Below are 13,060 nucleotides of genomic sequence, written 5' to 3'. Positions count from 1 at the left end.
AAGTGAAAAAACTAAAAGAATAATCTTTTTTCTTTTAGTTTTTTATTTAAGGCTTAGAAGTAGGTGTAAAAATGAAATGAAAATTTAAAAAATCTTTGGCTTTAATACCTTTGTCTTTCCCGTTAATTGTTGTTTCATGCATCGAAAATCAAGGCCCAGATGTAAAAAATTTTTCAGATAGTGATACCGCAGAAAAATATAAATTATTAACCGAAATTTTGAATGTACCGCTATCAATTGAAACTCAAGAAATTGCAAATACTGCCTTTGCGAAAGTAATTTTCGAATTTAGTGGGCGGTTAGCTTTCCAAAATTTTATTCAAAACGAACCTAATGATATAATTAAAAAGAAACTTGAAAAACTTGCTAAAACTCCTAATTTTCCTGAAATTGTTAAAAAATATTATCAAGGTACCTCATATTTAACAGCTTCTGAATTTTTAAAGCGATGAAAACAGTCGCAAGAAAAATACCTAAAATCCACAGATTTAAAGGTGCTTCCAGAATTTTTACCCGAACTTTTTGGATCAGGTATTGCTGTAAGTAATTTGGAATTAGATGATGAATATTTACGCTATAAAGTAATCAATGAGCTTGCTAAAATAGCTATTAAAATGCAAGAAGAGGAAGAAGCTAAATCCCAAAACCAGCAAGGTCAAGGAAATTCAGGCCAACAAGATAAAAACAAAGCAAATGAAGGTGAGGAAATTGGAATTGGTACTGGCCCGATTGATTTCATTATTAACACGATAGAAGCTGCAACTAGGCAACCTATTTCAAACTCCTTTTGATGAAATTATGATTATAAAATCTTGGATAGACTTAATAAAATTATCCAAGATAATTTCGGAACTAATTTGGACCTTCCAGTTTTGAATGATAAAGAATACCAAAAAAAAGCAGAATTAGTTGAGAAATTAGAAAGATATACAGTAACAGGAAAAGATGGGCGAAAATATAAAGTTCAACCGCGTGTTTTTTTTCTTAATGATCAAAAAACTCATGTAGATGAGTCAACTAATACAATAAAAGATGCAATTTATCGTATTTATTGAATAATTGACCAAAATCCTGATACCCCTGAGATTAAAAATCAACCTGAAAATCAAAGTCAAAATCAAAACGAACCTAAATCTACAAGCCAAAAAAACCTGATAAATCAAAAACCAAGCCTTTTTTCACAAAATTCAGCCCAAAAAGCCATAACTTTCCAACAAAATTTGCCTTTGCCAGTTCAAGGTCCTCAAACTAGAGAAGAAGCTCGGGCTCAACAAATTGGTATGATTAACGATTTTGACAAATATAAACTCACTGACAAAATCCAGAAATATCCTTTTATAAATTCTAATAATTTCCATCGAGGCGGACTTTATAGTGCAAGTTTTCTTGAACTTGAAGATGAAATTAAAAAACAAGACCCTAAAAAACCAAAAATATTTTATGTTGAAAGACGAATAAATATTAGCGGTTTTCTTAAAAGTGGTAATCTTTTACCTTTCCAACCTATTAATCTTGAGCAAAATTTAGAAAAATTATACCAACCAGACAAATATTTCCAATTTACTGATCCAGATCGTACCCAATTTTCTGGAACAGGTCGAATTGTAATAATTAATACAAAAAATATTGATAAAGACTAAAAAATATGATAAAAATTTATATTCCTGATGTTAAAAATGGCGTTTTAGACACCCAATTTGGTAATGGCAATTTAGGTAAAAAATACCCTAATTCGGTAAGTTTTCCGATAAAATGAGACAAAGTTAAAGGTGCAAAATCATATGCTCTTACTTTAATTGACTATGAAGCAACTGCTGAATTAGGTTTTGTTTTTATTCACTGAGTTGCGGCCAATATTAAAAAAAACAAGCTAAAATGAGATGATTCTTTTTCGCGACAAGATAAAATGTATCAATTTGAAAATTCTATGACGCGTCATGCCAATAATTATTTGCTTGATTCATTTTATCGACCTCATCCTGATGGAGTTTATTTCGGGCCGCTGCCACCAGCTAATGATCATAACTATCGACTTGAAGTTTTTGCCCTTGATGTTGAAAATATAATTCCAGAGGATTTAAAAGATAAGCCTTTGTTTTACGATGATTTTCTTGAATTAATTAAAAATCATGTTATTGATTTTGGAATTAGTTCATTTTTATACCGTTCTCATGGAAAAGTTGAAAATAATTTGCTTGTAAAAAAACAGATTTCCAAAAGCGAATTAAATGCACCTTTGCCCAAAGAAGAACAAAATTTTTTTCTTGATTTTTTACCGATAAATTTTAGCTCATCAGCACTAATTGCCAGAGAAAATGATTATCATCTTTTAGATATTGAATTTTTAGGCAAACAAGGAACTAGTCCATTTTTTAGCGCCCGTAATTTTGACATTGAAATTTATTCTGAATCTGATAAAATTAAGGAATATGCTGTAATTATAACTAGTTTTGCTGAAAATTTTTCGCTTGGAGTTGGACTAAATGTCTGAAATCGGGTTGGAATTATCAAAAAAACTGATGATTATAAAACGATTTTAAGCGCTGGAAAAAATAGTTTTGATCTTTTTGATAGCGAAATTCCTGTTTATAATAGTTTTGGTTCGTTTTGCGCTGATTCAATTGCTAAAAAAATTAATTTAGATTCTTCCGAAAAATTTGAATTTATTAAGGCAAAATACGGGGTTATTTATCTTCCTGGTCTTACAAACGGCCAAGGAAAATACCAACTTGAAATTTTTGGGCTTAATCAAGTAATTGACTGGAGTCAAATTGCGCGAAATTTAAATAAACCTTTGACATCATTTGAGGTTCTTAGCGCAATAAAAGGCAAGGTTATTGGCTATAATCGTACTTTTTTTAAATTAATTTAATTTTTTAGTCTAAATAATCAAGTTTTTCCTGAGTTTGTCAGTTTGATATCAAAATTTACTTTTTAGTGAATACAAATATGAAAAAATACCCGTAAATCCGGGTTTTTTTATGTTAAAATCTTAATCTTTATTATTTTAAAATCAACATTTTTCAAAAAAAAAAAAAAAAAAATGCTTGGTCTAAAATAAAATTATGTTATAATAACTTTCACTAAGAATAATTAATAAATTTTGATATTGAATTAAGGGGGAATCAAGGATGTTTTTGCCATAAAAAAATCAGAAAATGCGGATTATCCATTATATTTTTAAATATGATGGAATGCCTTAAATTTAACCGTTTAGAAATCTATAAATTTAGGGCTTTTGGTTATTGTTCTTTCAAAACTTCATATGTTTTTTTAGGCTCGCTGCAAATAAAAACGAGTTATCTTTTTGCATTGAGTTTAAATAGTAGTTGTATTTTTTTTATGTTTTTTGCTGTTTTCTCCATAAATTGATTTTTGCCAGTGTTTTAAAATAGGTAATTAACTTTTGCCAAAAAAGTTAAAAATCACGGAAAACCCGACACTTTTTAGGATTATCTCATAAAACTGGGAAAATCGGGATTTTTTTAACTTAAATAATCAAGTTTTTTGCCATCTCGGAAAATAAGCGATATTTCGCCAGCTAAAACGACTTGATCTTCAGAATAAATCACAACTTGTTGTCCAGGTGTTACTGCGCTATAATTTTGATAATAAACATAAAAAGAATTTTGGTCAATTATTTCAATATTAACATTAATAAATTCTTGACGGTAGCGAAATTTGGCTTTTAAGTTTTCAAGTGGAAAATTTTCTGTCAAAAAATTAGCATTAATTGCTAAAAGTTTATTTGATTCAAGTCAAATTTTTTGGCTTGAAGGAGCAGCGTACAAAATTTTTTCTTTAAGATTGTGACCAACAACAAAATAAGGTTCATTCATTCCACTTAGGCCAAAACCTTTTCGCTGTCCGATTGTAAAATACATAATTCCAATATGTTTTCCGATAATTTCATTTGTGCTAATATCGACAATTGGCCCAGGTTGAGCAGGAATATAATTTTGGAGAAAATCAGTAAATTTTCTCTCGCCAATGAAGCAAATTCCGGTTGAGTCTTTTTTTGTTGCATTCATTAGCTCTAAATTTTTAGCAATTTCTCTAACTTCAGTTTTTAAATAATCACCAAGCGGAAAAATTGTTTTTTTCAGCTGATCTTTTGAAAGTTGCCCTAGAAAATAAGTTTGATCCTTATTTTTGTCTTTTGGAGTAAATAATTTTCCGTCTCTTGTTTTTGCATAGTGACCCATTGCAATAAAATCGGCTTGATGAACATTAATTGCATAATCAAGAAAATGTTTGAATTTTATGTTTTTGTTGCACAAAATGTCAGGATTTGGAGTTAAACCGGATTTGTATTTTTGAATTAGATCGCTAAAAACTTCATCTCAATATTGTTTTACAAAATCGACACGGAAAATTGGCAAATTTAGTTGCTCTGCCACTTTTTTTGCATCCTGCCAATCTTGTTCTTGAGGACAAATATGATTGTCGCCTAAATTTTTCTGACCTAAGAAATCATTGTTAAGATCAGAATCTCAATTTCTCATAAAGACACAAATAACTTCATGCCCTTGTTTTTTTAGAAGGTATGCACTGACTGCAGAATCAACACCGCCTGAAAGACCAACAACAATTTTAGCCACTTTTTAACAAATTACTCCTATTCTTTTGGTTTTGGTGCTCAGAAAAATGCTTTTAAACGTTTAGAAATCGATTTTATTTCTCGAGTTAAACGCCAATTTGTTGCTTTAATTCCGAAAATATTTATATAAAAAAGCGAAATCATATATGGAAGAAAAACAACTGAAAGCGCCATTAACAAGTTTAACAAAATTACTACTGAGTGGCTGTTTCCTGAATAAAAAAATGGATGTAAAAAATTTATAAATGGATAAATAGTTAAACCTGTGTAAAAAAATACCATATTTTTTATCTCTTGAGCTCCGACTTTTTTAATTTCAGGCACAACTCATTGTCTAAGTGTGAAAAAATACAGAAGCACACAAAAAATATAATAACAAACTGAATAAATAACCCCAAAACCTAAACCTAATTTACTTACTGAAAATTGTTTTCGATACCAAAAAAGTACAAATATTGCAAAAACTGGATGAAAAAAATGAACAGTTGATGTTGTTGCCAAAACTGACCAAGTCATATTTAAATTTCAAGCCAATACAGTTCAAAAAACAATTAAAACAATTGTTAAAATTACTGTAAAAACAAATAAAATTTGAAATTTTCGTTGAGTTGCGTTAAGGACAAAAGTAAATAATGTAATTCCGTAAATTAAGTTTGACTGGTAAGTTAAGTAAAAAAAGGCACTAAAATTTTGAAAATAATTAGTAAAACTTATAAAATAATATTTGTCAACGACAAATTCGCTACGGTTTTGAATCATTGAATACCCGATTAGCGAAATTGTAATTGAAATAATAAGTAAAGAAAAAATTAATGAAATCTTGCGTTCTTTTTTTCAATTGGAAAAATGATCAAATTTTGTTGCTAGGTAAGTATCGTTATTTTCTATCATGACTAAATAATATATAAAATTATATTATAATTAGTAAAAAATGATTAAAAGTTTTTATATTTTTTTAGTATATTACCAAATTTTAAAATTTGTTATTGTCTACGCTATAAATGTGTAAAATATATAATTTTATTCAGTTTTTTCTAAAAGACTGAGTACTAAAAGTAAAATGATACAGCCATTTTGCAAAAATGGCAAAAAAAATAATTTGACTATTAACCGTTTAAAAATAAAAAAATCAATTTTTAGTATATAATATATTTAAAATTATTTTACTTGAATTCGACGGTTTATTATCATGTTTATTTTTTCGTTTTTTTACAGCGCTATTTTCAGACGGAAAATCCAGAAACGTTCAATTTTAGCTTTGATTCTTTGAGCATTATTTTTAGCTATTATTGGTTTTGTGATGGGTTTTGTTCAAGAAAAAGTTTGATATGATGTAGTTTCAATTTTAGGACTTTTATCAATTTCAATTTCAGTTCTTGCAACGGTATTAAGACTCGGTTTATTTAGTAGTTTTTCAATTTCCTATCATAAATGGAGGATTCAATCGCAAAATAGGATGTTAGAAAAACGAGGATTTAAACCTGTTAGTCCAAAAATTGATTATAATTTTGTCAAACAAAAACAAAAAGAGCTATCTATTCTTCCAATTTTTCTAGGATTTGTTGTTGGTTTTGTGCTTTTAATTATCACTTTACCGTTTTTAATTATTAACTCTTAAAAATTTTAAATCTTTTTTAATAATTTTTAACTAAATATCGAATAATCTTACCTTTAGCGACAAATATAATAATATTTATTTTTTTGTCATATTTTTTGCTATAATTTATATATTATAAATTGATTATTAGAATAAGGAGAAGGGCGGTTTAGTTATGAAATTTAAATTTTTCAAATCTTTAGCACCTTTGCTTTTGGTTAATTTTTTTGTAATTTCATGCACTAATTTTATACCTTTCCAAGATAGAAAAAATAAGGATGAAAGTGCTAAAAATCCAGTAATTACTGAAGAAAATCAGCCAAAAAATCAAATTTTACCAGAATTACAAACTCCAAAAAATGATTTGGCACAAATTACTCAAAATTTGAATCCAATTGGAAATATCAAAACAATAAATGATTCAAATAACGATTTATCACTAACCCGTGAAAATAATAATCGTATCACTGAAAATTCCACTTCTAAAAATAATCATAATTTAGCAAATTCATCAATATCAACAATTCAAAATCCGTCTTTAGATAAAAGTCAAATTGACAATTTAAATTTTTCATCATTAGAATCTTTAGTCAAATCAAATAAACCAAAACCGGAGCCAAAAGTTGAGCTTGATCCAAAACTTGAGCAAATACTTGAACAAAAACCTGAGCAAAATCCCGAAGAAATTCCGCTGGTAAATTCAGAAATAAGTCAAGTTGTTAAAGATTTACCTGTTGAAAAAACACCGATAATAAATGAAAAGTTAGAATTTTCAAAACTAAGCAATTATGACAATAAACCCGCCCAAAAAATCGGATTTGATGTAACTAATAAAGCTCGAGGTAATGCTTATTCATACGAAGCTTTTGCCCTAAAATCAAATGTGATAAAACAAGAAAATGATGATCATTATTTAGGCGAAAAAAATGAAAACTTGAATATTTATTGACTTGACAAAATAAATACAGGCAGTCTTTCTAAAAACGAAGATGCAAGGAAAACCTTTTTTGGTTACTTTAATCCTCGTTTTCGAAAAAATAATTTTAAACCAGATTATTTTGGTTTTAGATCACTTGACTATTCAGATCAAAGATACAAAGATATTTTTCAGAGAAATGTAAGATTTTCAACCGGAACCGCCATATTGCTTGATTCTCATGAAGGCGAAAGTGTTTTTTTAACAAATAGGCATGTTTTATATGTTAATAAAAGACCTTTTTGAGAATTAATGGCTTATCCTTTCATGCGTTTCTATGATAATTATAATGTTAATACCGTTGATTCATTAGCTAGTTCTGGAATGTTAAGTTTATTTTGAATAAAAACTGACTATGACAGACAAATTGAGCAATTAAAGAAAAGGAAAAATAGATTTCCAGGCAATAATTCAATCTATATCAAGTCACCTAACCGATGAGAATTAAGTCAATTTAGCACTAATTTGCACAAAAGATATTTCCGAGAAGAAAAAAATTTTAAAAATTTTGGCAAGGATATAGGCATATTTTACTTCAACCATGCTAAATTTAGAGAAGATATTCAAGGTATATTTGATTTTTACCAACAACACAAAAGATGACTTTTATCTTCTTTCCGTTATCCAAATGGTAAAACTGTTGAAGATGATATCAATAGATTTACCAAACAATTTCAAAAATTTTCTAATTTCTGAGATCATGTTCAACAGTTTCCACCGTTAAAAATTAGTGAAAAATCATGAAAAAACGGCGAAATTGACTATACAACTAAAATTGGCGGCTTTTGACTTGGGTCTGCATTTTCAAAAAACATGTTTAAAGGTGTTTATATTAAAAACGGCGCCCCTAGTTTTTTTGTAACAAACGGACCTGGCGCTTCTGGTTCTGGAGTTTATAACACAAATGGCGAATTAATTTTCTTAAATCAGTTAATTATTCTCGCAAAAGATCAAAAAAAACTTTACTACGATCAAAATAATTTAACATCACATTTGACTACAGGAATTTTACTTCGAAATGATAAAATCGATTTAGTCTCAGAAATTAAAAAATTTTATTATGATAAAAAACAAAATTTTGAAAAATAGGAAGCTTGAGTGCTTCCTATTTTTGTCTTAAAAAATTTTTTAAACTTTTAAATTGTGATAAACATTTTGAATATCGTCATCTTCAAGAAAATTATCAATTTGATTTAGTATTTTTTCAGTGCTTTCTTGGTCAAGTTCAACTCAAGAATCAGGGAAATAACTAATTTCAACAGCACTAAAATTTACACTAAAATTGTTTTCAATTGCTGATTTTAACTCCTGAATTGCGCGTGGTTCGCAATATATTAAGTAACTTTCTTCATCTTCTTGAAAATCATCACCGCCATTTTCAAGAACAAACATCATAAGATCATCGCCATTTATTTGATCGGTTTTGTCAATTTCAAGGTAACCTTTTTGTTCAAATAAATAAGGAATTGAATTTTGCTTTCCAATTTGTCCATTTGCACGCCGAAAAAGTGCTTGAAGTGATGAAACTGATCGATTAACATTATCAGTTAAAATTGTGACAATTAGGCTGATTCCGTTTGATAAAGTTCCAGAATAAATTATTTCTTTAAAAGTTTGACCTTCGCTAGTTGCCCCTTGGCCTTTGGCGATTGCTTTTTCAATGTTTGATTTTGGCATTGATTTTGCTCGCGCTTTAGAAATAATAAGTCTTAAAGACGGATTAGAATTAGGATCAGGTCCGCCTTTTGCTACTGAGACCATAATTTCTTTTGAAAATTTGTTAAAAATCTTTGCTTTTAGGGCATCTTGGGCACCTTTTCGGTGCTTTATATTAGCTCATTTTGAATGACCAGCCATTTAAAAATCTCCTAATTTTTTTGCAGGCCTTGGCACTGGATTACGTTTGTGGGCGCTTAAATTGTGTATTTTTTCAATTTTTTCTCTTACTTGATGACTAACTAAATTTGGATCTGTAAAAAATAAATCTAAATCTTTATAAGTAAATCCTAATTCATCTTCATCTTTTTGGTTATCTCAAAGATTTGCGCTTGGGGATTTTTGAATTATTGAATCTGGAATTCCAATTTGTTTGCTGATTTGGTAAACTTGCATTTTTGTTAAATTAACAATTGGCAATAAATCCACGCCGCCATCGCCGTATTTTGTAAAATAGCCAAGATACATTTCAGAAAAATTATCAGTTCCTAGAACTAAATAGTCCAATTCTTGAGCAAAAGCATATAAACTAATCATGCGAAGTCGAGGTTGGATATTGTAATTTGCCAGTTGATTTTTAAGACTAAATAAGTCTTTTAAGTCTTGGAAAGTTGAACTTAAGTTAATTTCCTTAGTGGAAATTTCAAATTTTTTAACTAATTGGTCAATATCATTTTTGTCACTGCTCATATCACGAATCGGCATAATAAGACCTAAATGCGAATTAGGGAAAGCTTTTTTTCCTAAAAACGCAACAAGTGCAGAGTCAACTCCACCAGAAATACCAAAAATCACGCCTTTTTTATTTGCTTTTTGTACTTCTTGGCGAATTCATTCTATAATATAATTTATATAATTATTTATTTGTACATTATTTTTCATAATTAGAATAATTTCTTGTATAATTGTATCACAAAAATAATTTTTTAGTATAAAATTTCATATAAAATATACAATTTTTCCAGGAGGATATAAATGGCTTATCATAACGATGCCGCTCAATTATTAAAATCAACTAAATCATGAACAAATAAATTATTAATTGTTCGTATAGTTAAATTTGCTTTAGGTGTTATAACACTTATTGTATTTTTTGCTGGAATTACTGCTTCTGTAGGTGAGATTGCTGCCAATCCAGGAGAAGCTAGAAAAACATTCTCATTATTTTTTGGAGCAACTACGTTTGCAATTGTAGTGTTTGTTTTTTGGGCTTTATTATCACTTGCTTACTGAATTTTATTAATTATTTCCCCTTTTAAATTACATGACCTACCAAGACGAATGAACCTAAAAAATGTTCACTTTGTTTCAAAGTTTCAGGGAATTTTTGTTCTTTCTATTGTCGCAATTTTTATTATTTGAGTTGATATAATTTATCTTATTATGCTTAGATCATTTATTTCAAAGTCAGAAAAAGAAATGATTGAAGATTCTCTTGATTAAGTTTTTATAATACATAAGACAAAAATTTTTTTTAAAATTAAAATAAAAAGGGCGAATAAACTAAACCAGGACACTTTTTTAAGATTACATCATCAAACTAGGAAACTCGAAATATTAGAAATTCAGACAGGCTCGCCAATGCCTGTCTGAATTTTATTCTAATTAATTAAAACAAAAAAACTAAAATTTAAACTAAAATAGTCTTGTTTTGCTTATATTTTATTAGGTTATAAATTGAAACTGTAGGCACAAAAATATCTAAAATATATAAAATTAGTGAAGTTCGCTTGGAATGTATGTTAACAGAATCTGCTAAATAACGGGGTCCAATGTATAAAAGGTAAGTCATTGTCGAAATATTAAAGAAATTAAACAAAATTATACTAACAGCAGTGTTATAAATAATTTCATTTTTAGTTATAACTAGCCACATTGTTACTGTAAAAACTATAAGAAAAATTAAATGGAATATATTTTTTACAATTGTAAATTGATAAAATTGTCGAATAATTTTATTATTAATTACTTGTGTTTTTACTTCATTTTGACTTACTAGTGTATTTTCTTTAATTTTTAATTTTTTAGAAAGTCTCAAAACATTTTTTCAAGCTTTGAAGTAAAAAAATGGCATGAAAAAAACGTAACTAGCTGATTTCCAATAATAGGTTCTTTCTCTTTTCTTGATTAATCTGTATATTTTAAGAGAATAGGAAGCCAAAAGATAAAACGGAATTAAAAGATAAAAAACCCAATAAAAATTATAATCAAAGCGTCACTTAATTGTTCAAAAATTGTATTATCTGAACCAAAGCGAAGATAATGAATTAACGAAAAAATAGCAAATACAATTGAGAAAACCCAAAAAAGAACAATCAAATCCTTAACAAAGTTAATGATTTTTCATTTAAGTATCAATTGCCTTGTAGTTAAATCATTACTAATTGGATTTTTGTCTCTATATGACTTAATAATTAATACAATTGAAGTAATTAAAGGGATAAACTTAAAACCATTCAAATATTGCTCAACATCTAACCCAGATTGCTTAAAGACTTCATCATTCCTTAAATTTCGTACAAAAAAGATACGCGAAGCCAATGACAAAACAAACAAACCTCCAAATATAAGAAGCATTGTATTATTTGGTCTTCCAGGTGTTGTCGAATCCACTCCAGTTGTTGGTTTGTTATCTACACCGTTAATAGCATATAAAATAATATTTGCAATAAAAATTATTGTTTTAAAAATTGACAATAAAAAAAGTAATATAAATTTTATGGAATTATCATAATTAAATTTTGTGTTCATTTTTAAATTAATTAAATAACGGATGTTTAGCCTTTTTTAATACACGCTTATGAATATTAATTAATTTACCCTAATTTTATTATACCATAAATATATAAGAATTATACAAATATCAAATGCTTAAAAAAATCCTTATTTTTACTAGATATTTTAGTATTATAAGCCCTAGAGGTTTTTTGCATGTTTCTTGCGCCATCATTATAACCAGCAAATCTGAATTATCAAAAAGGGATTCAGACAGGGTTTAGTTAGCCTGTCTGAATTTTATTTTGATTGATTAAAGCAAAAAAAATCTACTAATTTAAATTAAAATAGTCTGTTTTGCTTATATTTTATTAGGTTATAAATTGAAACTATAGGCACAAAAATGTCTAAAATATATAAAATTAGTGAAGTTCGCTTGGAATTTATATTAACAGAATCGGCTAAATAACGTGGTCCAATGTATATAAGGTAAGTCATAGTCGAAACATTAAATAAATGAAAGAAAATTAGAGCAACAGCAGGGTTACGAAAAATTTCATTTCTAGTTATAGCTAGCGACATTGTTACTGTAAAAACTATAACAAAATTTAAATAGAATATATTTTTTACAATTGTAAATTGATAAAATTGTCGAGTAATTTTGTTATTAATTAATTGCGTTTCTGTTTCATTTTGACTTGCTAGTGTATTTTCTCTAATTCTTAATTTTTTAGAAAGTTTCAAAATATTTTTTCAAGCATTGAAGTAAAAAAATGGCATGAAAAAAACGTAACTAGCTGATTTTCAATAGGTTCTTTCTCTTTTGTTGATTAATCTGTATATTTTAAGAGAATAGGAAGCCAAAAAATAAAATGGAATTAAAAAATAAAAAATCCCAACAAAGATTATTATAAGTACAACCTCATGAAATCCTTCAAACATTGTATTACCTAGGCCAAAACGAAGAATTAACGAAACAATAGCAAGTACAATCGAGGAAAGTCAAAGAAAAATAAACAAATCCTTAATGAAGTTAATAATTTTTCATTTAAGTATTAATTGCCTTGTAGTTCAATCATTACCAATTGAAATTTTGTCTCTAAGTGACTTAGTAATTAATAAAATTGAAGTAATTAAAGGAATAAACTTAAAACCAATCGAATATTGCTTAACATCTAGCCCAGTTTGCCTAAAGACTTCATCATTCTTTAAATTTTGGGCAAAAATGATACGCAAACCCAATGAGATGAGAAACAATAATCCAAATATAACAATTATTGTATTTTTTAATCTCCCAATTGGTGTTGTCGAATCTAACCCAATTGTTTGTTCGTCACCAACACCGCTAATACTAGTTAAAATAATATATATAACAAAAATTATTGTTTTAAAAATTGACAATAAAAAAACTAATATAAATTTTGTGGAATTATCATAATTAAATTTTGCATTCATT

The 13,060-nt window shown here is 27.7% G+C and carries 12 protein-coding genes; 5 read left to right on the top strand and 7 right to left on the bottom strand.

Translation table 4 applies throughout. The features are described from left to right. The first annotated feature begins 71 nt into the window (after window positions 1–71). Both V3255_RS01675 and V3255_RS01670 read left to right on the top strand, forming a co-directional pair. Window positions 72–1,640, top strand: a complete 1,569-nt coding sequence (locus V3255_RS01675; RefSeq protein WP_333503884.1) for a hypothetical protein — start codon at window positions 72–74, stop codon at window positions 1,638–1,640. Window positions 1,641–1,645: 5 nt separating this feature from the next. Further along, on the top strand, window positions 1,646–2,872 hold the full coding sequence (locus V3255_RS01670; RefSeq protein WP_333503885.1) for a YbhB/YbcL family Raf kinase inhibitor-like protein: 1,227 nt from the start codon (window positions 1,646–1,648) through the stop codon (window positions 2,870–2,872). 613 nt (window positions 2,873–3,485) lie between these two features. Here the strand turns inward: V3255_RS01670 and mnmA are convergent. Then, a complete protein-coding gene (gene mnmA, locus V3255_RS01665) occupies window positions 3,486–4,601 on the bottom strand; it encodes a tRNA 2-thiouridine(34) synthase MnmA (RefSeq protein WP_333503886.1) in 1,116 nt (371 codons plus the stop codon). A 17-nt stretch (window positions 4,602–4,618) separates the two neighbouring features. Next, window positions 4,619–5,491, bottom strand: coding sequence for an MAGa3780 family membrane protein (locus V3255_RS01660; protein ID WP_333503887.1), 873 nt, complete (start codon window positions 5,489–5,491; stop codon window positions 4,619–4,621). 298 nt (window positions 5,492–5,789) lie between these two features. Between V3255_RS01660 and V3255_RS01655 the strand changes: the two genes are divergently transcribed. Beyond that, window positions 5,790–6,218 carry a DUF3899 domain-containing protein gene (locus V3255_RS01655; protein ID WP_044285954.1) on the top strand — a complete coding sequence of 143 codons (429 nt, stop codon included), beginning with the start codon at window positions 5,790–5,792 and terminating at the stop codon, window positions 6,216–6,218. 154 nt (window positions 6,219–6,372) lie between these two features. After that, window positions 6,373–8,262 carry an Mhp366/Mhp367 family surface (lipo)protein gene (locus V3255_RS01650; protein ID WP_337902934.1) on the top strand — a complete coding sequence of 630 codons (1,890 nt, stop codon included), beginning with the start codon at window positions 6,373–6,375 and terminating at the stop codon, window positions 8,260–8,262. A gap of 39 nt (window positions 8,263–8,301) precedes the next feature. Here the strand turns inward: V3255_RS01650 and V3255_RS01645 are convergent, their stop codons facing one another. Both V3255_RS01645 and nadE read right to left on the bottom strand, forming a co-directional pair. Beyond that, on the bottom strand, window positions 8,302–9,030 hold the full coding sequence (locus tag V3255_RS01645) for a YebC/PmpR family DNA-binding transcriptional regulator (RefSeq protein WP_333503890.1): 729 nt from the start codon (window positions 9,028–9,030) through the stop codon (window positions 8,302–8,304). Then, window positions 9,031–9,771 carry an NAD(+) synthase gene (gene nadE, locus V3255_RS01640; protein ID WP_333503891.1) on the bottom strand — a complete coding sequence of 247 codons (741 nt, stop codon included), beginning with the start codon at window positions 9,769–9,771 and terminating at the stop codon, window positions 9,031–9,033. Window positions 9,772–9,864: 93 nt separating this feature from the next. On the opposite strand from nadE, the gene V3255_RS01635 reads away from it, so the two are divergent. After that, on the top strand, window positions 9,865–10,332 hold the full coding sequence (locus V3255_RS01635) for a hypothetical protein (RefSeq protein WP_303536073.1): 468 nt from the start codon (window positions 9,865–9,867) through the stop codon (window positions 10,330–10,332). A gap of 187 nt (window positions 10,333–10,519) precedes the next feature. Here V3255_RS01635 and V3255_RS01630 read toward each other — a convergent pair whose 3' ends face one another. The 3 genes from V3255_RS01630 to V3255_RS01620 all read right to left on the bottom strand — a co-directional run bounded on the left by V3255_RS01630 (window position 10,520) and on the right by V3255_RS01620 (window position 13,059). Next, the gene (locus V3255_RS01630; protein WP_337902935.1) at window positions 10,520–10,963 is read right to left on the bottom strand and encodes a hypothetical protein; all 444 of its coding nucleotides are present in this window, start codon (window positions 10,961–10,963) and stop codon (window positions 10,520–10,522) included. Window positions 10,964–11,064: 101 nt separating this feature from the next. Then, window positions 11,065–11,640, bottom strand: a complete 576-nt coding sequence (locus tag V3255_RS01625) for a hypothetical protein (RefSeq protein WP_337902936.1) — start codon at window positions 11,638–11,640, stop codon at window positions 11,065–11,067. A gap of 306 nt (window positions 11,641–11,946) precedes the next feature. Next, window positions 11,947–13,059 carry a hypothetical protein gene (locus V3255_RS01620; RefSeq protein ID WP_333503893.1) on the bottom strand — a complete coding sequence of 371 codons (1,113 nt, stop codon included), beginning with the start codon at window positions 13,057–13,059 and terminating at the stop codon, window positions 11,947–11,949. Window position 13,060 lies beyond the last annotated feature (1 nt).

This window comes from Mesomycoplasma ovipneumoniae, assembly GCF_038095975.1.
Classification (GTDB): domain Bacteria; phylum Bacillota_I; class Bacilli_A; order Mycoplasmatales; family Metamycoplasmataceae; genus Mesomycoplasma; species Mesomycoplasma ovipneumoniae_C.
The sequence above is the reverse complement of the archived record's forward strand: the minus strand, read 5'-3'. Positions and strand labels throughout refer to the sequence as shown.